The sequence below is a fragment of the Roseovarius nanhaiticus genome (genome assembly GCF_900156535.1).
Lineage (GTDB): Bacteria > Pseudomonadota > Alphaproteobacteria > Rhodobacterales > Rhodobacteraceae > Roseovarius > Roseovarius nanhaiticus.
In genome coordinates this window covers 1,235,769-1,257,650 of sequence record NZ_FTNV01000001.1, presented here as the reverse complement: position 1 = coordinate 1,257,650, position 21,882 = coordinate 1,235,769, and the positions used below count along the sequence as shown (strand labels likewise).

20 protein-coding genes are annotated in these 21,882 nt (G+C 64.0%); 11 read left to right on the top strand and 9 right to left on the bottom strand.

What is annotated here, in order from left to right; all coding sequences use genetic code 11:
* Positions 1-112 precede the first annotated feature (112 nt).
* The 3 genes from clpX to BW975_RS06025 all read right to left on the bottom strand — a co-directional run bounded on the left by clpX (position 113) and on the right by BW975_RS06025 (position 3,943).
* Positions 113-1,381, bottom strand: coding sequence for an ATP-dependent Clp protease ATP-binding subunit ClpX (clpX, locus tag BW975_RS06035; RefSeq protein WP_076531857.1), 1,269 nt, complete (start codon positions 1,379-1,381; stop codon positions 113-115).
* 132 nt (positions 1,382-1,513) lie between these two features.
* Positions 1,514-2,155: an ATP-dependent Clp protease proteolytic subunit gene (locus BW975_RS06030; protein ID WP_076531855.1), complete on the bottom strand. Its 642-nt coding sequence runs from the start codon at positions 2,153-2,155 to the stop codon at positions 1,514-1,516.
* 162 nt (positions 2,156-2,317) lie between these two features.
* Positions 2,318-3,943 (bottom strand): ABC transporter permease, encoded by a 1,626-nt coding sequence (locus BW975_RS06025; RefSeq protein ID WP_076531852.1) that lies wholly within the window; start codon positions 3,941-3,943, stop codon positions 2,318-2,320.
* 302 nt (positions 3,944-4,245) lie between these two features.
* Between BW975_RS06025 and BW975_RS06020 the strand changes: the two genes are divergently transcribed.
* The 5 genes from BW975_RS06020 to BW975_RS06000 all read left to right on the top strand — a co-directional run bounded on the left by BW975_RS06020 (position 4,246) and on the right by BW975_RS06000 (position 9,798).
* A complete protein-coding gene (locus tag BW975_RS06020; RefSeq protein ID WP_076533449.1) occupies positions 4,246-5,790 on the top strand; it encodes an ABC transporter substrate-binding protein in 1,545 nt (514 codons plus the stop codon).
* A gap of 138 nt (positions 5,791-5,928) precedes the next feature.
* The gene (locus tag BW975_RS06015; RefSeq protein ID WP_244512501.1) at positions 5,929-6,915 is read left to right on the top strand and encodes an ABC transporter permease; all 987 of its coding nucleotides are present in this window, start codon (positions 5,929-5,931) and stop codon (positions 6,913-6,915) included.
* On the top strand, positions 6,912-7,820 hold the full coding sequence (locus BW975_RS06010) for an ABC transporter permease (protein WP_076531850.1): 909 nt from the start codon (positions 6,912-6,914) through the stop codon (positions 7,818-7,820). Before BW975_RS06015 ends, BW975_RS06010 begins: the two co-directional genes overlap by 4 nt.
* Positions 7,820-8,806 (top strand): ABC transporter ATP-binding protein, encoded by a 987-nt coding sequence (locus tag BW975_RS06005; RefSeq protein WP_076531848.1) that lies wholly within the window; start codon positions 7,820-7,822, stop codon positions 8,804-8,806. The genes BW975_RS06010 and BW975_RS06005 overlap by 1 nt, the downstream gene beginning before the upstream one ends.
* A complete protein-coding gene (locus BW975_RS06000; protein WP_076531846.1) occupies positions 8,803-9,798 on the top strand; it encodes an ABC transporter ATP-binding protein in 996 nt (331 codons plus the stop codon). Before BW975_RS06005 ends, BW975_RS06000 begins: the two co-directional genes overlap by 4 nt.
* Positions 9,799-9,871: 73 nt before the next feature.
* Here the strand turns inward: BW975_RS06000 and modC are convergent, their stop codons facing one another.
* Genes modC through modA form a run of 3 tightly spaced genes read right to left on the bottom strand, consistent with a single transcriptional unit; the run spans position 9,872 to position 12,431 of the window.
* Complete coding sequence (gene modC, locus BW975_RS05995; RefSeq protein ID WP_076531844.1) at positions 9,872-10,981, bottom strand: molybdenum ABC transporter ATP-binding protein; 1,110 nt, start codon at positions 10,979-10,981, stop codon at positions 9,872-9,874.
* Complete coding sequence (gene modB, locus BW975_RS05990; protein ID WP_076531842.1) at positions 10,978-11,661, bottom strand: molybdate ABC transporter permease subunit; 684 nt, start codon at positions 11,659-11,661, stop codon at positions 10,978-10,980. Before modB ends, modC begins: the two co-directional genes overlap by 4 nt.
* Positions 11,661-12,431, bottom strand: a complete 771-nt coding sequence (gene modA, locus BW975_RS05985) for a molybdate ABC transporter substrate-binding protein (protein ID WP_244512503.1) — start codon at positions 12,429-12,431, stop codon at positions 11,661-11,663. Before modA ends, modB begins: the two co-directional genes overlap by 1 nt.
* 195 nt (positions 12,432-12,626) lie before the next feature.
* Between modA and BW975_RS05980 the strand changes: the two genes are divergently transcribed.
* The 5 genes from BW975_RS05980 to ptsP all read left to right on the top strand — a co-directional run bounded on the left by BW975_RS05980 (position 12,627) and on the right by ptsP (position 17,742).
* Complete coding sequence (locus tag BW975_RS05980; protein WP_244512505.1) at positions 12,627-13,106, top strand: NUDIX hydrolase; 480 nt, start codon at positions 12,627-12,629, stop codon at positions 13,104-13,106.
* A gap of 81 nt (positions 13,107-13,187) precedes the next feature.
* Positions 13,188-13,640, top strand: coding sequence for a DUF1178 family protein (locus BW975_RS05975; protein WP_076533444.1), 453 nt, complete (start codon positions 13,188-13,190; stop codon positions 13,638-13,640).
* A gap of 72 nt (positions 13,641-13,712) precedes the next feature.
* On the top strand, positions 13,713-14,117 hold the full coding sequence (locus BW975_RS05970; RefSeq protein WP_076531838.1) for an ACT domain-containing protein: 405 nt from the start codon (positions 13,713-13,715) through the stop codon (positions 14,115-14,117).
* A gap of 94 nt (positions 14,118-14,211) precedes the next feature.
* On the top strand, positions 14,212-15,450 hold the full coding sequence (locus tag BW975_RS05965) for an aspartate kinase (RefSeq protein WP_076531836.1): 1,239 nt from the start codon (positions 14,212-14,214) through the stop codon (positions 15,448-15,450).
* Positions 15,451-15,498: 48 nt separating this feature from the next.
* Positions 15,499-17,742, top strand: a complete 2,244-nt coding sequence (gene ptsP, locus BW975_RS05960) for a phosphoenolpyruvate--protein phosphotransferase (protein WP_076531834.1) — start codon at positions 15,499-15,501, stop codon at positions 17,740-17,742.
* A gap of 9 nt (positions 17,743-17,751) precedes the next feature.
* Here the strand turns inward: ptsP and BW975_RS05955 are convergent, their stop codons facing one another.
* From BW975_RS05955 to BW975_RS05945, 3 genes are all read right to left on the bottom strand, one after another.
* A complete protein-coding gene (locus BW975_RS05955; RefSeq protein WP_076531833.1) occupies positions 17,752-18,525 on the bottom strand; it encodes an EcsC family protein in 774 nt (257 codons plus the stop codon).
* A gap of 31 nt (positions 18,526-18,556) precedes the next feature.
* A complete protein-coding gene (locus tag BW975_RS05950; protein WP_076531831.1) occupies positions 18,557-19,039 on the bottom strand; it encodes a GNAT family N-acetyltransferase in 483 nt (160 codons plus the stop codon).
* A 77-nt stretch (positions 19,040-19,116) separates the two neighbouring features.
* Positions 19,117-20,739, bottom strand: a complete 1,623-nt coding sequence (locus tag BW975_RS05945) for a SulP family inorganic anion transporter (RefSeq protein ID WP_076533442.1) — start codon at positions 20,737-20,739, stop codon at positions 19,117-19,119.
* Between the two features lie 246 nt (positions 20,740-20,985).
* Between BW975_RS05945 and BW975_RS05940 the strand changes: the two genes are divergently transcribed.
* Positions 20,986-21,870: an S-methyl-5'-thioadenosine phosphorylase gene (locus BW975_RS05940; RefSeq protein WP_076531829.1), complete on the top strand. Its 885-nt coding sequence runs from the start codon at positions 20,986-20,988 to the stop codon at positions 21,868-21,870.
* Positions 21,871-21,882 lie beyond the last annotated feature (12 nt).

Below are 21,882 nucleotides of genomic sequence, written 5' to 3'. Positions count from 1 at the left end.
CGCGCAAACGTCCAGTGGGCCAAAGGCCGCAATGGCGGTGCCGCGCGCATCAAAACGAAAAAGGGCAGGCCCGTAGGCCCGCCCTTTTGTGTCTCGCGTCGCTGCGGTCGTGTCAGCCCGCCGAGGCGCCCTCTTTCTTTGCGCTTTCGGCGTAGATCATCAGCGGCTTGGCGCCAGATGTGACCGCCTCTTCATTGACGATCACTTCCTCGACGTTTTCCATGCTGGGCAGTTCGAACATCGTGTCGAGCAGAATGTCCTCAAGGATCGAGCGCAGACCACGCGCGCCGGTCTTGCGCAGGATCGCGCGCTTGGCGATGGCGGTCAGGGCGTCGTCGGTAAAGGTCAGCTGCGCGTTCTCAAGCTCGAACAGACGCTGGTATTGCTTGACCAGCGCATTCTTGGGCTGGGTCAGGATGGTGATCAGCGCGTCTTCATCCAGATCCTCAAGTGTCGCGATGACCGGCAAGCGGCCGACGAATTCGGGAATCAGGCCGAATTTCAGCAGATCCTCCGGCTCGAGATCCTTGAACACCTCGCCGATACCGCGATCATCCTTGTCGCGCACATCCGCGCCAAAGCCCATTGCGCTGCCCTTGCCGCGCGCCGCGATGATCTTGTCGAGGCCGGCAAAGGCGCCGCCGCAGATAAAGAGAATGTTGGTCGTGTCCACCTGCAGGAATTCCTGCTGCGGATGCTTGCGCCCGCCCTGCGGCGGGACCGCGGCAACGGTGCCTTCCATCAGCTTCAAAAGCGCCTGCTGCACGCCCTCGCCCGACACGTCGCGTGTGATCGAAGGGTTCTCGGACTTGCGCGTGATCTTGTCGACCTCGTCGATATAGACGATGCCGCGCTGCGCGCGCTCGACGTTATATTCGGAGGCCTGAAGCAACTTGAGAATGATGTTCTCGACGTCCTCGCCGACATAGCCCGCCTCGGTCAGCGTGGTCGCGTCGGCCATGGTGAAGGGCACATCCAGAATGCGCGCCAGCGTCTGCGCCAGCAATGTCTTGCCGCAGCCGGTGGGGCCGATCAGCATGATATTGGATTTCTGAAGCTCGATATCGCCCGACTTGCCCGAGTTGTTCAGCCGCTTGTAATGGTTGTGAACCGCGACAGAGAGCACCCGCTTGGCGGTGAACTGCCCGATGACATAATCATCCAGAACATCGCAAATCTCGCGCGGGGCGGGCACGCCCTCGGAGGATTTCAGACCCGCGCTGCGGGTTTCCTCGCGGATGATGTCCATGCACAGCTCGACGCATTCATCGCAGATGAACACGGTCGGGCCCGCGATCAACTTGCGGACTTCATGCTGGCTCTTGCCGCAAAAGCTGCAATAGAGGGTGTTCTTGCTGTCGCTGCCTGAACTATTCGACATGATCTACCTTTCGGGCGGTGCGTTGCAATCGGGGCCCTCCGCGGGGATCGGACCGCCATTTTCTTTAGCTTATGGCAGGCACCGGGCGGCGACAATCGCAAAATCGCGCGCCGCCCAGTGTGTGTTTCAGCCTCAGGATTTGGGCTTGTCGTCTTCTTCCGGCTTGGCGCGGTTCTCGACGATCTCGTCGATCAGACCCCAGTTCTTGGCGTCCTCGGGCGACATGAAATTGTCGCGCTCCAGCGCGTCCTCAACCTTTTTCAGGGTCTGACCAGTGTGCTTGACGTAGATCTCGTTGAGACGCTTTTTCAGCTTCAGCGTCTCTTCGGCGTGGATCATGATGTCCGTCGCCTGGCCCTGATACCCGCCCGAAGGCTGGTGAACCATGATGCGCGAGTTCGGCAGCGAGAAGCGCATCCCGGGCGCGCCTGCCGTCAGCAGGAGCGAGCCCATCGAGGCTGCCTGACCGATCACCAGCGTCGAAACCTTGGGGCGGATATACTGCATCGTGTCGTAGATCGACAAACCGCTCGTCACAACGCCGCCGGGGCTGTTGATATACATGCTGATCTCTTTCGACGGGTTCTCCGCCTCGAGATGCAGCAACTGCGCGACGATCAGGCTGGACATGCCGTCATGCACGGGCCCGTTCAGAAAGATGATGCGCTCTTTCAGCAGGCGCGAGAAAATGTCGTAGGCACGCTCGCCCCGGCTGGTCTGTTCGACCACCATCGGCACGAGGGTGTTCATGTAGGTGTCCATTGGATCGTTCATAAGCCGCCTTGCATGCTGAGATCTGCGTCCGCCGTTTAGCGGATCATTCCTAACGGAGTCTTAGTGCTGCGCAAACCCGCCCGCAAGGGCACCGCCCGGAATTGTCCGCGCGACATGGAGTAAGGCGCCGCGCGCGGCCGCCACGCTACAAAGGCGCATGCCTCAGGCGCTTTCGCGCCCGATGGTGCGGCAAAGGATCAGCACCGGGATCAGGCCGAACGCGACCAGCGCCAAAGACGGCACCGCCGCCTCTCGCAACCGCTCGTCCGCGGCGAGGCGGTAAGCCTGCACGGCAAGCGTCTCGAAGTTGAAGGGATGCAGGATCAGCGTCGCGGGCAGCTCCTTCATCACATCGACAAAAACGATGAGCAGCGCCGTCAGGACCGACGTCTTGGCCACCGGCAGGTGCACGCGCCACAAAAGGCGTCCCGCACCCTGCCCCAGACTGCGCGCGATCGCGTCGTAATGCGCCGGGACAGTGGCCATGCCGCTGTCATACGCATTGAGCGCGGCGGCCATGAAGCGCGCCATATAGGCCAGCACCATCAGCCAGATCGAGCCGGTGATCAGCAGCCCGGTATCGATGCCGAAATTGCGCTCCATGAAGGCGTCGATGACGTTGTCAAGCCCGGCGAGCGGCACCATCAGACCGACCGCGATAACACCGCCCGGCACTGCGTATCCAAGGCCCGCACCCACAAGCAGGCCGCGCGAGGTGCGCCCGGGCTTGGTGCGGGCGCGAAATCCGATAAGGATCGCGCCCAGCACGGTCAGCACCGATGCGACCATCGCCAGCAGGACAGAATTCCTCATCAGATCGACGTAGCGGTCCTGAAGAATGTTCTGGCCTGATCCCCATGCCATGACGCCCAGCATGATGACGGGTATCAAGAAGCCCACCAACACCGGCAGCAGGCAAACAGCTACCGCGCCCCAGCCGCGCCAGCCGGTCAGACGCGGCTTGGCCAGCACCTCGAACCGCGCGCCGCCGCGCGCCGCGCGGCGCACCCGGCCCCGCTGCGCGCGCTCCAGCCCCGCCAACAGCAGCGCGAAGGTCAAAAGGCAGAGCGCCAATTGCGCCGCCGCCGCCCTGTCGCCCAGACTGAACCATGCCTGATAGATACCGGTCGCAAAGGTCTGGACGTTGAAGAAGGCGACCGTGCCGAAATCGGCGATGGTCTCCATCACCACGAGGAGGGTGCCGCCGACGATGGCGGGCCGCGCCATCGGGAGCGCCACGGCCCAGAACGCGGCCAGCGGCGGGCGCCCCAAGGTGCGCGCCACCAGAAAGGCGTTCGAGCTTTGCTGGCGGAAGGACGCGCGTGCCAGCAGGTAGACATACGGGTAGAGCACCATCGTCAGCATGAGGGCAGCGCCGCCCAGGCTGCGGATCTCGGGGAACCAGTAATCGCGGGGGCCCCAGCCGGTAATATTGCGCAACAGCGTCTGCACCGGGCCGGGATGATCCAGAAGCGACGTATAGGCATAGGCCAGAACATAGGCCGGAAACGCCAACGGCAGCGCGAGTGCCACCTCCAGCCAGCGTACCCCCGGAAAGCGGTAGACCGTGACCAGCCACGCCGTCGAGGTGCCTATCACGGCGGCCGCGCCGCCGACGATCACCACCAGCGCCAGCGTCGTTGCAGTATAGCGCGGCAGAACTGAGGATAGCACGTCGCGCCACGTTGCCAGATCTCCGCCCAGGGCGGCTAGGGCCGCGGCAAAGATCGGCGCCACGCAGAGCGCCGCCACCAGCCAAGCCAAACGATAGATCAGCCGTTCCGTCACGCGATCGCCCCCAAGCTGCCCGGCGCCTATGCCTGAGCGTTTTGATCACTATTACCCACCTCCCCGGGGGTCAAGCAGGCCGGCACCCGGCGCGAACCACCGGCACCCCATGCGCTGCGCGACAGTCAAGCAGGATAGTTGCGCGCCAGCCCGATGATATTGCGGAAAATTTCGTTCTGCGTTGCTCGCTTGGATAAGAATACCGGACTTTACACGGCGCGGGAATCGAGACACCTTCCTGTGATCGCCAAGGCGGCGCCGCGATGAATGGCGCTGCCGCGATCAAGATCTGGGAGATACCAATGAAAACACTTCGTCACCTCGCCACGGCGTCGGCGACCGCGCTGCTGATGGGTGCGGCCACGCTTGCCCCCGCGCAGACCCTGAATTTCGCCTATGATGCTGACCCCGTCTCGCTTGACCCGCATGAGCAGCTTTCGGGCGGCACTTTGCAGCTGAGCCACATGATCTTCGATCCGCTGGTGCGCTGGAATAAGGAACTGGGCTTTGACGGCCGCCTCGCCTCGGATTGGGAGCGGGTCGATGACACGACCATGCGCTTCAATCTGCGTGAGGGCGTCAAGTTCCACTCGGGCAATGACATGACCGCCGAAGACGTGGTCTGGACCATCGAACGCCTGAAATCCTCGGCGGATTTCAAGGGCATCTTCTCGGGCTGGACCTCGGTCGAGGCGATCGATGACTACACGGTCGAGATCAAGACAGACGGGCCCAGCCCGCTGGTGCTGCACACGGCCACTTACGTGTTCCCGCTCGACAAGAAATTCTACGAAGAAGGCGGCGCCGAGATTGCCAAGCACGGCGACAGCTTTGCGTCGTCGAACGTGTCGGGCACCGGCCCCTTCACCATCGCCGAGCGCGAGCAGGGCGTTAAAGTGGTGTTCGAGCGCAACCCCGACTATTGGGACGCCGAAAGCCCTGGCAACGTCCAGACCGCAATCCTGACCCCGATCAAGGAAGCGCCGACTCGCGTCGCGGCCCTGCTGTCGGGCGACGTGGATTTCATCGCGCCCGTGCCGCCCACCGATCTGGAGCGGATCGAGAATGACGAGAACACCAATCTGATCACCATGTCGGGCACGCGCATCATTACGCTGCAACTGAACCAGCAGCGCAATGAGGCTTTGGCCAATCCCAAGGTCCGCCTGGCCATGGACAACGCGATCAACAACGCGGGTATCGTCGAAAAGATCATGAAGGGCTTTGGCACCGTCGCGGCGCAGAACTCGCCCGAAGGGTATCTGGGCCACAACCCCGATCTCGAGCCGCGCTTTGATCTGGAAAAGGCACGCGCGCTGATGGAAGAGGCCGGCTACGCCGATGGCTTCTCGGCCTCGATGATGTGCCCCAACAACCGCTACGTAAACGACTACAAGATTTGCGAAGCGGCGGCGGCAATGCTGGCTCAGATCAAGATCGACGTCGATCTGACCACCATGCCCAAGGCGCAGTACTGGCCCGAATACGACGAGCGTGCAGCAGATATCATGATGATCGGCTGGCACGCCGATACCGAGGATTCGGCCAACTTCTACGAATTCCTCAACATGACCCCGAATGCCGACACCGGCAAAGGTCAGTACAACTCGGGCAACTACTCCAATGCCCGCGTCGACGAGCTGACCATGGCATCGCTCAACGAAACCGACAACGAGAAGCGCGCCGAAATGCTGCAGGAAGTCGAGCAGATCCTCTACGATGAGGCCGCCTACATCCCGCTGCACTGGCAGGATCTTGCATGGGCCGCACGCAAGGGCGTGAACATCGAGCCTGTCCTCAACGTGATGAACTTCCCCTATCTGGGTGACCTCGTCATCGAGGAATAAGCACTTCAGGCGGGCCGGAGCACTCCGGCCCGCCGTTGCGTCAACCACCTCGATGGCTTGACGTTCGGCCCCCTACCGCCCTAGACGGCGCTCATTCGCCGCATCCCCTCCAGCAGCCGCCAGGGACGTATCCGCACCATGCATATCATCGCATTTCTCATCCGGCGCGCCATTCAGGCCGTGATCGTGATGTTCGTCATCTCGCTTATCGGCTTTTCGATCCAGGACAATCTGGGCGATCCGCTGCGCGAATTGGTCGGACAATCCGTCTCCGAAGCCGAGCGCCAGGAGCTCCGTGACGAGCTGGGCTTGAATGACAGTTTCCTCGTGCAATACGGCCGCTTTCTGGGCAATGCCGTGCAGGGCGATTTGGGCACCTCCTACTTCTTCAAGCGTCCGGCGCTCGATGTCATCATGGACAAATTCCCCGCGACGTTCGAGCTGGTCCTCGGCTCCGTCGTGATCTTCCTCGCGCTCAGCATTCCGGGCGGCATCTATTGCGCCATCAATCGCGAGAAATGGCTGGCCAAGACCATCATGACCGCCTCGATCATCGGCATCTCGGTGCCGGTCTTTCTGACGGCGATCCTACTGGTTTGGCTCTTTGGCGTCGAACTTGGCTGGCTGCCCGCCTTCGGGCGCGGCGACACGGTCGAACTGCCCTGGGGCTGGGATACCGGCCTGCTCACATGGGATGGCCTGTCGCACCTGATCCTGCCGTCCATCGCGCTCAGCTCGATCATGCTGCCGCTGTTCATCCGCCTGATCCGCGCCGAGATGATGGAGGCGATGGGCACCGATTATGTCCGCTTTGCCAAGGCAAAGGGCCTTTCGACGCCGCGCGTGCGCTACGTCCACGCCTTCCGCAACACGCTGCTGCCCGTTGTGACGGTCGGCGGTCTCATGATCGGCACGCTGATCGCCTACACGATCCTGACCGAGACGGTCTTTCAGTGGCCGGGCATGGGCTTCCTCTTTCTTGAGGCGGTGAACCGTGTCGATACGCCGCTGATCATCGCCTACATCATCGTCGTCGGCCTGATCTTCGTGGTTGTGAACACGATCGTCGATTTCATCTACACACTCATCAATCCGATGGTGAAACTCCCGGGGGCCAAGTCATGATCACCTGGCAAGGATTTCTCAAACGCTTCCTGTCGGACCCTGTCGCCATCGGCGCCGGTTTTGTCCTGCTGGTTCTGGTCACCATGGCCGTTTTCGCGCCGTGGATCGCACCGCAGAATCCCTACGACCTCTTGCAGCTGAACATCATGGACAGCGAAATGCCCCCCTCGTGGCGCGACGGCGGCGACGAGCGGTTCTGGCTTGGTACCGATGCACAAGGTCGCGGCGTCTTCTCGACCATTCTCTATGGCACCGGCATCAGCCTGCTGATCGGGATCGGCGCCGTGATCGTGCAAGCCGTTCTCGGCGTCAGCCTTGGCCTCTGGGCCGGGTATCGTGGCGGCTGGGTGGACAGTTTCCTGATGCGGATGGCCGATATTCAGATGTCGCTGTCGACACTGATGATCGCCATCATCGCGCTCGCCCTCTTCAAGGCGGCCTTCGATGCCAACATCTACGCCGATTACGCCATCATCATGCTGATCGTGATCATCGGCATCGCCGAATGGCCGAAATTTGCCCGCACCGTGCGATCCTCGGTCCTTGGCGAGAAGAACAAGGAGTATGTCGACGCGGCCCGTGTGATCGGCCTGCCCGCGCGCAAGGTGATGTGGGGCCATATCCTTCCCAATACGCTGACGCCGGTGCTGGTCATCTCGACCATCCAGGTGGCCGAGGCGATCATGACCGAAGCGGCGCTCAGCTTCCTCGGCCTCGGTATGCCCACGGACAAACCGTCGCTCGGCTCGCTGATCCGCTCGGGCTTTGAATTCATCTTTTCGGGCTCGTGGTGGATCACGCTTTATCCCGCCATCGTGCTGGTCACGCTGGTGCTGGCCCTCAACCTCTTGGGTGACTGGCTGCGCGACGTGCTGAACCCGAAACTGCGCCGGGGGGACGACTGATGCCACTTCTTGAAGTCAAAGACCTGCATGTCGCCTTTCCCAAAGGGAAAAAGGGCGAAGTCGAGGCCCTGCGCGGTGTCGATCTGGTGCTGGAAAAAGGTCAGCGCCTCGGCGTTGTGGGCGAAAGCGGCGCAGGCAAATCCATGCTGGCCTTCGCCATTCTCAACCTCATCGCCGAGCCGGGCCGCGTCACGAAAGGCTCTGTCACATTCGACGGACAGAACTTGCTGGACCTTAGCGAACGCCAGATCCGCCGCATCCGCGGCAATCGCGTCTCAATGATCTTTCAGGATCCGATGGTCACGCTGAACCCGGTTCTCAGCATCGGCCAGCAGATGATCGAGACGCTCAAGGCGCATCGCAACATTTCCAAGGCCGAGGCGCACCGCCTCTCCGTGGAAAAGCTGAACCTCGTTGCCATCCCTTCGGCCGAGAGCCGCATGGACGCCTATCCGCACGAGCTGTCGGGCGGTTTGCGCCAGCGCGTCGTCATCGCCATCGCGCTTCTGACAGATCCCGAGCTGATCATCGCGGACGAGCCGACCACGGCGCTCGACGTAACCATCCAGGCCGAGATCATGTCGCTGATCCTGCGCCTTTGCCGCGAAAATGACGTGGCGCTGATCCTCATCACCCACGATCTGGGCGTCGTGGCCGAAGTGACCGAGCGCATCATGATCATGTATGCGGGCAAATGCGTCGAGACGGGCCGCACACGCGACATCATCGACGCGCCCAAGCATCCCTACGCGGTCGGCCTTCTGAAGGCGCTGCCGCAAAACAGCACCAAGGGCGCCAAGCTCTACCAGATCCCCGGCTCGATGCCGCCGATTACCAACCTGCCCTCGGGCTGCCCCTACCACCCCCGGTGCGAGCGGGCGACGGATGAATGCCGCGCCACCATGCCACCACTGGAACATGGCGTGGCCTGCTTTCATCCCATGCACGAGGCCGGTGTGACTAAGGACGCGGAGACCGCAGAATGACCGATACCGCGAAGCCAGATGCCAAGACCCCAATTGTCGAAACCCGCGGGCTTGAGATGCGTTTCAACCTGCCGACGCATTTCCTGAGCCGGGAAAAGCCGGTGCTGCATGCCCTCTCGGGCGTCGATGTGCAGATCCAACAGGGCGAGACCTTCTGCGTTGTGGGCGAGTCCGGCTGCGGCAAGACCACGCTCGGGCGCGCCATCATGGGCCTGCTGACGCCCTCTTCGGGCGAGATCTATTACGACGGCAAGCGCATCGACACCATGGGCGAGGACGAGCGCAAGCCGATCCGCGCCGACATGCAGATGGTGTTTCAGAACCCGTACGCATCGCTCAATCCGCGCCGCAATGTATTCCAGACCTTGGCCGAGCCAATCCGCCACCTGATGCCCGAGAAATCAGAGGCGGACGTGCGCAAACAGGTCGAGGACGTGCTGGACGCCACCGGCTGCGACCAAAGCTGGCAGCGAAAACTGCCGCATGAATTCTCGGGTGGCCAGCGTCAGCGCATCGCGATCGCCCGCGCTTTGGTCACCAACCCCGCCTTCATCGTCGCGGACGAGCCGATCTCGGCGCTGGATGTTTCGATCCAGGCGCAGATCCTGAACCTGCTTAACGACTTGCAGGACGAGCGCGGCCTGACCTACATGTTCATCACCCACGATCTGAGCGTGGTCGAGCATTTCGGCGACCGCGTGGCCGTGATGTATCTGGGTCAGGTGATGGAACTGGCGCAGGTCGAGGCGATCTACCGCGACCCCAAGCATCCCTATACACAACTCCTGCTGGATGCGATTCCGCGTCTTGAAGGCGGCTCGTTCGATGCACCGCGCGAGCCGGGCGAACTGCCCGATCCGGTCAATCCGCCGCCGGGTTGCCCGTTTGCGCCGCGCTGCCCCATCGCGCAGGACATCTGCCGCGCAGAGCGCCCCCAGCTGCGCCCCGTGGGCGACAGCGGAACCATGGCTGCCTGCCATCTGGCCGAGTAGGCTCCAGCTGTTCGATTAAGAACAGAAATCGCGTCGCTGCGGTGCATATCTCGGCGGCGCAGATTGACTATGGTCAACTCTTAGGTCCTGCACCGATATCCGCCCGCGCCACCGCCGTCGCCTTTAGCACCGCGTAGCAGGCAGTACCGGGGGCAAGCCGCAATTCGTCCGACGCCTCTGCGGTAATCCGTGCCAAGAGCCGATCCTGCCCAACGCGCAACGACACCGCGACGCCCGGCCCTCCGCCCCGGTGTACCGCCTCGACCACTGCCGGCAGAATGTTGCGCGAGGACAGGCCCTTCGGCTCCTCCAACGCGATCAGGACGTCTTGCGCCAGAATTCGGACCCGCATCGATGTGCCAGGTGCGGCCGCGATCCCCGGCAAGCGCAGCGCACCGCCGCTGATGCTGAGGCTACTCAGCCCCTTGGGATCGCATTCTTCGACCCGCGCCGTCAGGACCGATCCCGCCTCGCGCACGCCAATGAGCGGGACCAGTGCCGGATCGCTCATCACCTCGCCCACCTCGCCCGCGCGCACAACCCGGCCTTCGCGCAGAACGACGATACGGTCCGCGAGGCGCGCAATTTCGGCAACCGCATGGGTGATGTAGACGATCGGAATACCGCCGCCATCCCCACCCACATCGCGCAGCCGCTCCAGATAGGGCAGGATCTCGTCCTTGCGCGGACCGTCGAGCGCGGCCAAAGGCTCGTCCATCAGCAAAAGGCGCGGGCGCATCGTGAGTGCACGCGCGATGGCCACGCGCTGTTTCTCGCCGCCCGAAAGGGTGGCAGGCCGCCGCTCCATCAGCGCGCCGATGCCAAGCGTCCGCTCGATCATTCTGGCGTCCAGTCCGGGCGCCCCTTGCGGCGCGTAGCGTGCGCCGAAGGTGATGTTCTGTGCCACCGTTAGATGCGGGAACAACCTCGCATCCTGAAAAACCACTCCGATCCGGCGCCGCGCCGAAGCCAGATCGATACGCCCGGCGCGGTCCACAAGCACATCCCCGTCCAGCACGATCCGGCCACTGTCGGGCGTCAAAAGCCCGGCAACCGCCCGCGCGATGGTCGTCTTGCCCGAGCCGGACGGACCAAAAAGTGCCGTCACGCCCGGCCCGGCGCGAAACGCCGCTTCCAACGCGAAATCCCCCAATTGGTGCGCGATATCGACGCTCAGGCTCATCCGGTGATCCGCGCTGCCATGCGCCGTGCCAACCACTCCGAGAGCAGCACGGCGCCCACCGATAGCACCAACGCGACGGCGACAAGGCGCAGCGCCGCCCCCTCGCCGCCCGGAACCTGCAGAAAGGCGTATATGGCCGATGGCAGCGTCTGCGTTTCGCCCGGAATATTGGCCACGAAGGTGATCGTCGCGCCGAATTCGCCCATTGCCTTGGCAAAACCCATCACCGCGCCAGCCAGAAGGCCGGGCGCGATCAGCGGCAGGGTTACGCGGCAAAACACAGCCCAGCGGCCCGCGCCGAGCGTGCCAGCCGCCTCCTCAAGGCCGGGATCCACCGCCTCGATCGAGAGGCGGATCGCGCGCACCATCAGCGGAAATCCCATGATCGCCGCCGCCAGCGCGGCCCCGGTCCAGCGAAAGGCGAGGACGACCCCGATTTCGGCCAGCGCACTGCCGATCCATCCATTCTGCCCGAACGCCAAAAGCAGCAAGTAGCCGGTAACCACGGGCGGCAGCACCAGCGGCAAGTGTACCAGCGCACTGAGGGCCGAATGGCCCGGAAAGCGCCGCCGCGCCAACAGCCAGGCCACGCCCACGGCAAGCGGCAGACTGCAAAGCACCGCCACGACAGAGACCCGCAGCGACAGCAGAACGGCGTCTAGGGCGGCACCATCCAGCATCACGGCGCGCCACTGAATGGAACGAAACCGTGGCGCAGGAACACGCCGCGCGCTTCGGCTCCGCGCAAAAACGTCGCAAGGTCAGCCCCCGCATCCGTCAATTCCGCTAAAGGGTAGGTGATGGGATCGTGCATCTCTTGCGGCACGGCGTAGAGGGTGCGCACGCCCTCCTCGGCGGCGGCATCCGTAGCATAAACGACGCCCAGCGGCGCCTCCCCCCGCGCGACCAGCGCCAGCGCCGAACGCACGTTGTCCGTCTCGGCCAATTGCGGGCGCAGCGCGGGCCAAAAGCCAGCCGCCTCCAGCCATTGACGCCCGTAAATGCCCGCAGGCACACCCATCGTCTGCCCGATGGCCATGCGCCCACCATTCAGCCGCGCCAGCAGGGCCTCGGCGTTCACCGCTTTCAGATCCGGAGCGTTTGCCGGCCCGATCAGCACGAGGCTGTTACCCACAAGGTCCGTCCGGCGCAACGGATCAATCAGTCCCTGATCCTCCAGCCAGTCCATCCAATCCGCATTTGCCAGGATCGCAAGGTCGGCAGGCGCGCCATTGGCGATCTGCCGCGCGATGGTGCCGCTGCCGGCGACCGAGACCGTCGCCTCACCGGGATAAAGCGCCGCGATCTCGCTCAGGACGCCCTGCAGGGACGCGGCGGCAAAGATGGTCGCCCGCGGCGCGTCGGCCTGCGCCATCACTGGCAGGGACGCTGCAATCAGCGCAAGGCAGGCGTGGCGCATCCACTCCGTCGCCGCCCTCCTTCCTGTCATTCTGCCCCCCTTGGTGCGCGCCTGCCCGCAAGATGCGCCTGTCCCTCGGCGACAGCCGGGCGATCGCAGCGCCGTTGGTTGTTATTCAACAGCTTTCGCAATATATTGTGCAAGGACAAAGCAAAAGCGCAAGGTGCCCATAGCCATAACAGCTGGCCCGGAACCGATAGGCGCAGCAAGACAGAACAGGCACTCGTGAGCAGCACCAGCAAGACCATACTCGAGCCGATCGATTTGAGCGATGCGCACAAAACCGATGTGCGCACCCAGTTTGGTGCGCTGTGCTTTCGCATCATGCAAGGCAAGCCCGAGGTGCTGCTGGTCACCAGCCGCCGCACCGGCCGCTGGATCGTGCCCAAGGGCTGGCCCATGAATGGCAAGACCCCGGCACAGGCCGCCGAGATCGAGGCTTGGGAAGAGGCTGGCGTGCGCGGGCGCATGTATGACCGGTGCCTTGGCCTTTATTCCTATCGCAAGACCGTGGACGATGGTGAGGATGTGCCTTGCGTCACGATGATCTACGCCATGAAGGTGCGCGAATTGTCCAAGGATTATCCCGAAGCGCACGAGCGCAAGCGTAAGTGGATGCGCCCCAAACGGGCCGCCGCCTTGGTGGATGAGCCGGATCTGGCGCATCTTATTCGCAATTTCGATCCGGCCCAGGTCAAGAGTTAGGCAAGGGGCGCGGCACCCTCCCCGCTTGATTCCGTGGGCCCTGCGTTTATGTATATTGCATCGCAACCGGACCCCGAAACCATGATAAAATTTTCGCTGAAATGCGCGCAAGGCCATGTTTTCGACAGCTGGTTTCAGTCGGCGGATGCCTATGACACGCTTGCCGCGCGCGGCATGGTTGCCTGCGCGGTTTGTGGCGACACCCAAATCGCGAAATCCATCATGGCGCCGCGCATTGGTGGCGGCCACCACGACGACACTGCCAATAGCCCCGAGGCTGCACCACGCCGTCACGCCCTTGCCGCACCGGGGAGCGAGGCCGAGCGCGCAATGGCCGCCCTGCGCCGCAAGATCGAGGCGAACTCGGACTATGTCGGCACGGATTTCGCATCCGAGGCGCGGCGCATACACGAAGGCGAGGCGCCGGCGCGCTCGATCCACGGCGAAGCGCGCCCGGCGGAGGCGCGCAAATTGATCGAGGACGGTGTGCCGATCCTTCCCCTGCCGTTCGGCCCTGCCCGCAAGGTCAACTGAGCGCCGCGCCAGACTGGACAAATGCGCTTCCGGGTGATCTTTGGCGCGAAACCGAAATAGACGAGGTGCGAGATGAGCGGCGGACGCGACCTGAAAGGCCTTCTTGCCGGCATGTCACCGGTCCTTGATCCGGCGACCTACGTTTTCGTTACGCTGCCGGGGCGCGACATCCCCCAGGGTCTCGCGCCGCGCATGATGATGCAGGAGGGCGAAGGCACGACCGTGATCGTGACGCGCTCCGAGGCCGAGGCGGCGGGACTGGATCACGTCTTTGATTGCCGCATGATCACCCTGGACGTGCATTCCGCGCTGGACGCGGTTGGCTTTCTGGCCAAGGTCACGACGCGGCTGGCCGATCTGGGCATGGGCGTAAATCCGGTGGCGGGCTACTACCACGATCACCTCTTTGTTCCCGTCAGCCGCGCCGATGACGCGATGACGGCCCTGCGCGAAATGGCGCGCGAGGCCGGCACCTAAGGCGCTGATGCGGGTGCGCTGCAGTGCGGGCGCCCTTGCCCTTGGGCGCAGGCCCGCGTAAACCGCGCTCGATTACAGCCAAGGAACGCTCCATATGCCCGTTCTCGTGATGAAATTCGGCGGCACGTCCGTCGCCAACCTCGACCGCATCCGCCGCGTCGCCAAGCGTGTGGGCGTCGAGGTGGCCAAGGGGTATGATGTGATCGTCATCGTATCGGCCATGTCCGGCAAGACGAACGAGCTGGTCGGCTGGGTCGGCGAGACATCCCCGCTTTATGACGCGCGCGAGTATGATGCCGTGGTATCCTCGGGCGAGAACGTGACAGCGGGCCTCATGGCACTGACCTTGCAGGAAATGGAAATTCCCGCGCGCAGCTGGCAGGGATGGCAGGTGCCGGTGCGCACCACCTCGGCGCATTCCGCCGCCCGGATTGAGGAAATCCCGCCCGAGAACATCATGGCCAAATTCGGCGAGGGCATGCGCGTCGCCGTCGTCGCAGGCTTTCAGGGTGTCAGCCCAGAGGGCCGCATCACCACGTTGGGACGCGGCGGCAGCGACACGACAGCCGTCGCCTTTGCCGCAGCTTTCGACGCCGAGCGATGCGATATCTACACCGATGTCGATGGCGTCTACACGACCGATCCGCGCATCTCGTCCAAGGCGCGCAAGCTGGACCGCATCGCGTTCGAGGAAATGCTGGAGCTGGCCAGTCTGGGCGCCAAGGTTTTGCAGACCCGTTCGGTCGAACTGGCGATGCGCTATAACGTCAAGCTGCGGGTTCTCAGCAGCTTCGAGGAACAATCAGATGACGCCGGCACCCTTGTCTGCGCCGAGGAGGAAATCATGGAATCCAATGTTGTGACCGGCATCGCCTATTCCCGCGACGAGGCCAAGATGACCCTTCTGTCAGTGGCCGACCGTCCCGGCATCGCCGCCGCAATTTTCGGCCCGCTGTCTGACGCTGGCGTGAACGTCGACATGATCATCCAGAACATCTCGGAAGAGGGGCGCACCGATATGACCTTCTCCTGCCCCACCGATCAGGTGGCGCGCGCCGAAAAGGCGATGAAAGATGCCGTTGCGGCGGGCCAGATCGAATACGAGGATCTCGTGGCTGACACGAATGTGGCCAAGGTCTCGGCCGTTGGCATCGGGATGCGCAGCCAGTCGGGCGTCGCGGCGCAGATGTTCAAGACGCTTTCGGACGAAGGCGTGAACATCAAGGTCATCGCCACTTCCGAGATCAAGATTTCCGTCCTGATCGACAGGAAATACATGGAACTCGCCGTGCAGGCGCTGCATGATGCGTTCCAGCTGGACAAGGTGGGCTGAGGCGATCGGCCCCCTCACCCCCGAAGCGGCGGATAGGCGGACACGCTGATGAGCCATGATTTCCAGACCGACAGCCGGCAGATGCTGGGCCGCCTGCGTGCCGTCATGGCCGAGGACGCGGCAGGTCAGGCGCGGCTCGATCAAATCACTCATCTGATCGCAGAAGAGATGCGCATCGAGGTCTGCTCGATCTACCTTTTCCGCGACGAAGAAACGCTCGAGCTGTGCGCGACCGAGGGGCTCAACGCCTCCGCCGTGCACGAAACGCGCATGAAGCTGGGCGAGGGTCTGGTGGGACGCGTCGCGCGCACGGGCCAAGTCATCAATACCGACGACGCGCCCGGCACGCGCGGCTTTCGCTATATGCCCGAAACCGGCGAAGAGGCGTATTCGTCCTTCATGGGCGTGCCGATCCAGCGCCTGGGCGAAAAGCTGGGCGTTCTGGTTGTTCAATCCAAGGATGCGCGCAGCTTCTCCGAGGAAGAGGTCTATGCGGTCGAGGTGGTTGCCATGGTGCTTGCCGAAATGGCCGAGCTTGGTGCCTTCATCGGCGAGGGCGCGGCGATGTCGGCGCGGCACCAGAACCCCGTCCTCTTTCGCGGCGCAACCGCTCAGGAGGGTGCGGCACGCGGCCATGTCTGGCTGCACGAGCCGCGTGTCGTCGTCACCAACCTCATCGCCGAGGATCCGGTGCGCGAGATGGAGCGCCTGAATGAGGCGGTCGAGGAATTGCGCGTTGGCGTCGACCGCATGCTGACCAGCGCCCGCTTTGGCGACAAGGACCAGCTCGAAGTGCTTGAGGCTTACCGCATGTTCGCCAATTCCAAGGGCTGGATGCGGCGAATGGAGCAGGATATCGGGCGCGGCCTCTCGGCCGAAGCCGCCGTCGAGAAAGAGCAGTCGACCGCCCGCGCGCGCCTTGGCCAGGTCGCCGACGCCTATTTGCGTGACCGGTTGCACGACCTCGATGATCTGTCGAACAGGCTACTGCGAATTCTGACCGGCCAAGGGAATGAGACAGGCGCCGAGATGCCGCCCGATCCCATCCTGATCGCCCGCAATATCGGCCCTGCCGAACTTCTGGATTATGGCCGCAGCCTGAAGGGTATCGTGCTGGAGGAAGGCGCGGTTGGCAGCCACGCGACCATCGTCGCGCGCGCGCTGGCGATCCCGCTGGTGATTCACGCCAAGAATATCACGACCGAAGCGCTGAACGGCGATCCGATCCTTGTCGATGGTGACCAGGGCATCGCCCATCTGCGCCCCGACGATACGGTTTTCGGGGCGTTCCGCGACAAGATGGCGATGCAGGCCAAGGCGCAGGAACGCTACGCCTCGATCCGCGACAAGCCCGCGACCACGCTCTGCGGGCGCACCCTGTCGCTGACCATGAACGCGGGCCTCATGGCCGACCTGCCCAGCCTCGAAGGGTCGGGCGCCGATGGCGTCGGCCTTTTCCGGACCGAGCTGCAATTCCTCGTCCGCTCGAAAATGCCCAAACGGGCCGAGCTGAGCGAGCTTTACGCGCGCGTCATGGACGCTGCCAAGGGCCGGCAGGTGGTCTTTCGCACGCTCGACATCGGCTCGGACAAGGTGCTGCCTTACATGAAGCCGACGGACGAGCCGAATCCGGCGCTCGGCTGGCGGGCCATCCGTGTGGGTCTCGACAAGCCGGGTGTCATGCGGATGCAGCTTCAGGCGCTTATTCGCGGTGCCAAGGGGCGCCCCCTCACGATTATGTTCCCCTTCGTTGCCCAGCGCGAGGAATTCGACGCCGGCCGCGCCGAGATGGACAAGGCGATGGAGCGCGAGCGCATTTTGGGCCACCCCCTGCCCGAAACACTGAGGCTGGGCGCGATGCTGGAAACGCCCAGCCTCGCCTATGCACCGGACCAGTTTTACCGCAGTGTCGATTTCCTCTCGATCGGGGGCAATGACCTCAAACAGTTCTTCTTTGCCGCCGACCGCGAGAACGAGCGCGTACGGCGGCGCTACGACACGCTCAACGTCAGCTTTCTGACCTTTCTGCAAGGTATCGTTGAGCGGTGTATCGCCACCGATACCCCGCTCAGTTTCTGTGGCGAGGATGCGGGCCGCCCCGTCGAGGCGGCATGCCTTGCGGCCATCGGTCTGCGCAGCCTCTCGATGCGGCCAGCCTCCATCGGGCCGGTCAAGTCGATCCTGCGCCGCACCGATCTGGATGAGCTGCGCAGCGTGATCGACGCCGCCGGTCGGCGCGGCGATCAATCGGTGCGCCCGGCTGTGATGGAATATCTGCGCGAGAAACTGTAGGTTTGCGTTCTATCCGCGCTTGACCGGCGCTGTGGCCACGCGCTGCCGAAAGCGTTTCAAAACCTCGGCATGGGGTATGTCGGCCTCAATCGCGAGGCGGCGCAGCCCGAAATGCACGTGCGCCATCTGCTGATAATAGCTGGTGAAGGCGTAGTTGGTCGCAGCGCCCGCCGCCGCACCCAGAACAGGCACCGTCTGCGCGGCCAGCTTTTGGCCCAGAACCACGCTCAGGCGCGGTGCGACCTTGGAAATCAGCGCCTGCATCGCTTTGCCCGTAACCGCGACCCGCGTGGTCAGAAACGCCAGATCGGCGCCATCATCGTGATCGAGCGGGCCCGCGGCGGCAAAGACCTGAACGCAATCGTAGCGCACGCCTTCTTCTGCGGGATCAAAGCCGTGCTCTCCTGCCACATCCTGAATGGCGCGCAACAAAATCGTTGTGGTGATCGGCAGCTCCGCCATGGCGCTGGGAAGCCCGCCAAACCCGCCTGCCGCGCCCATCGCGGTCGTGACGGCGCGGCTCAGCCAGCCGGGCTGCGTGCCGACCACCCCGCGCGAGCGGTGCGCCGCCCCCATTGCCATCTCAAGGGCCTGGGCGGTGCCGCCCTCCAGCCGGTCGCGCATGCTCTCGGGCAGCCGGTCGAGCAGCGCCTCGGCGCGTCCGCCGACAACGTTCAGCACCTGAATGCCCAGATTTCCCGCGCGCCTGTGCCGCTGCGCCAACGCATCCAGCCGCGCGTCCACGGCATCCTTGCTGATCGGGGGGCCTAGAATATCGCTCATTGGCTATAGATCGGCGTATCGCGGCGCAGATTCAAGCGGCGCGCGTCACTTTCCCGGCGATGCCGCCCCACGCACCCGGTGCCAGATCAAGGCCCAGAACCCGGTCGGGATTGGTCGGCGGCGGCATGTGCACATGATCGAGGCGCTGGAACCCGAAGCGGCTGTAATAAGGCGCATCGCCCACCAGCATCACCCGGTCCCAGCCCTGCGCGCGCGCCGTGCCAAGCGTCGAGCGCATCAGGAAGCCGCCCAGGCCCTCGCCCTGATGGGTCGGATGGACGGCAATGGGCCCAAGAAGCAGCGCCGTCGCGTCCCCGATGCGCACCGGCCAATAGCGGATGGCGCCGGCTAGGATGCCGCCCTCGTCCCGTGCGACCGAGCTGAGGCCGGGAACGGGCGGGATCCCCTCGCGCAGACGGTAGGACGACAGCGCCTCGCGGCCCGGCGCAAAGCACAGGTCGAGAAGCGCCTCCACCTCCCACCAATCGCCGTCCGTCTCGGGCCTCAGTTCCACCGCCGCGCCGCTCCGCTTGTCCTACCGCGCTTGGCTAGCATGGCGCCGCGCGCGTCACAATCGCGCGGATGTGGCCCCTAGTGGCCGCCGCCCAGTACACCTGTGCGCACATCGTAATCGACGGCGATCTGATATTCAGGATCATCGTCGCTGTCGATCATAAGGTGGCCCGCCTTGGTCAGCAGGCGGTGGCAATCGCGGCTGAGGTGCCGCAGCTGCAAAGTCTTGCCCGCCGCCTGATACTTGCCCGCCAGAGCTTCGATCGCCTGCAGGGCGGATTGGTCCACGACGCGGCTCTGATCGAAATCGACAATGACCATGTCAGGATCGCCCTCGACATCGAAAAGCTCGCCAAAGCCTTCGGCCGAGCCGAAGAAAAGCGGGCCCTCGATGGCGTAGACGCGCGCGCCGCTCTCGTCGATCTTGGTGGTCGCGTGAATGCGCTTGGCGTTGTTCCACGAATAGGCCAGCGCCGAGACGATAACACCCACGACCACCGCAATGGCCAGATCGTATTTCACCGTGACCGCCGTTACGAGCACGATCACCATCGCATCGGTCAGCGGCACCTTGCGCAGGATGGTCAGCGAATTCCACGCGAATGTGCCGATCACCACCATGAACATCACGCCCACCAGCGCGGCCAATGGGATCAGTTCGATCACGGGCGCGGCGAACAGGATGAAGATCAGCAGGAACAGCGCCGCCGCGATCCCCGCGATCCGCGTGCGTCCCCCGGATTTCACGTTGATCATCGACTGGCCGATCATGGCGCAGCCACCCATGCCGCCGAAAAAGCCGGTCAGCGTGTTGGCCATGCCTTGCGCGATGCATTCCTGACTGGCGCCGCCGCGCTTGCCGGTCATCTCGCCCACGAGGTTAAGCGTCAGAAGGCTCTCAATCAGGCCAATAGCCGCCAGGATGATCGCATAGGGCAAAATGATCTCAAGCGTATTCAGATTGAGCGGGGCCAGCGGCGTGCCGTAAAGGCCCAGCCCCTCGCCGAACGGGTTGTGAAAGCTGGGCAGACCGCCCTGGATGGATGACAGATCGCCCACGCGCGGCACGTCCAGCCCGAAGGCTATGACCAAACCGGCCACCACCCCGATGCCGGCCAGAGGCGCGGGAATGATCTTGGTGATGCGCGGCATGATATAGATGATGCCCATGGTCAGCGCGACGAGGGCCAGCATGATGAGGAGGGGCTGGCCCGACAGCCAGACACCGCCGCTCATCCCGTGGCCGGTATTCTCCATCGTGCCCGGCACCTTGAACTGGCCCAGCTGCGCAAGAAAGATCACAATGGCAAGGCCGTTGACGAAGCCCAGCATCACCGGATGCGGCACAAGGCGTATGAATTTGCCCCAGCGCAGCGCGCCTGCCGTGACCTGAAGGATGCCCATCAGCACCACGGTCGCAAAGAGGTATTCGACGCCATGCTGCGCCACCAGCGCCACCATGACGACCGCCAAGGCGCCCGTCGCGCCCGATATCATGCCGGGACGCCCGCCAATCAGTGCGGTGACGAGCCCGACGAGGAAGGCAGCATAAAGGCCGACCAGCGGATGCACCCCCGCGACGAAGGCAAAGGCCACCGCCTCGGGCACCAGCGCCAGCGCGACGGTGAGGCCCGAGAGAAGCTCGATGCGGATGCGCGACGCGCTGAACGTCTCGTCCTGCATGACGCTGAGGTCGGGCATGGTGATGGTCTTGGCAAAGGCGGCGAGCGATGTTCTCAAAAGATCGGTCCTGTCTGTCTGACTGTCTGGCTGGCCGTCGACGGTGCGAGCGGAAGCAAGTGGCCCCCTTACCCGTCCCGGCCGGGATTGACCACCGTTTTGTCGGCGCGGGGCGTCGCCCGGCGCGCCTGTGCCACACCCACGCCCCGCTTTTCTTTTGGCGCCCGCGCGCCTACCACTGGGCGGCGCACATCACGGGAGAGTGGCATGACCAAACGGATGATCGGGGTGATCGGCGGCTCGGGTGTCTATGACATCGACGGATTGGAAGGCGCCGAATGGCGCGAGGTCGACACGCCTTTCGGCGCGCCCTCTGACGCGATCCTGACCGGCACGCTGGCGGGGATGCCCATGGCCTTCCTGCCCCGGCACGGGCGCGGGCATGTGCACAGCCCGTCCTCGGTGCCCTACCGCGCCAATATCGACGCGCTCAAACGTCTGGGAGTGACCGATGTGGTCAGCGCCTCGGCGTGCGGGTCGTTCCGCGAGGATATGGCACCGGGCGATTTCGTGATCCTCGACCAGTATGTCGACCGCACGTTTCAGCGCGAAAAGTCTTTCTTCGGCCCCGGCTGCGTCGCCCATGTCAGCGTGGCGCATCCGACCTGCGCGCGCCTTGGCGCCGCCTGCGCCGAGGCTGCCGAAGGCGCCGGCAGCCGGGTGCACCGGGGCGGCACGTACCTTGCCATGGAAGGCCCGCAATTCTCGACTCTGGCCGAATCAAAGCTTTACCGCGAGGTGTGGAACTGCGACGTGATCGGCATGACCGGCATGCCAGAGGCGAAACTCGCCCGCGAGGCCGAGCTGTGCTACGCCAGCGTGGCCATGATCACCGATTACGACAGCTGGCACCCGGATCATGGCGAGGTGGACGTGACCGCGATCATCGCGACGCTGATGGGCAATGCCGCCCGCGCCAAGGACATGCTGCGCGCGCTGCCGGGCCATCTGGAAGGCGGCGCCGCGCCCTGTCCGCATGGCTGTGAACGCGCGCTTGAATACGCCATCCTGACAGCGCCCGAAGCGCGCGACGCGGCCATGCTGGAAAAGCTGGACGCCGTGGCGGGCCGCGTGCTCAATAAAGCCGATTGATATGACGCCGCA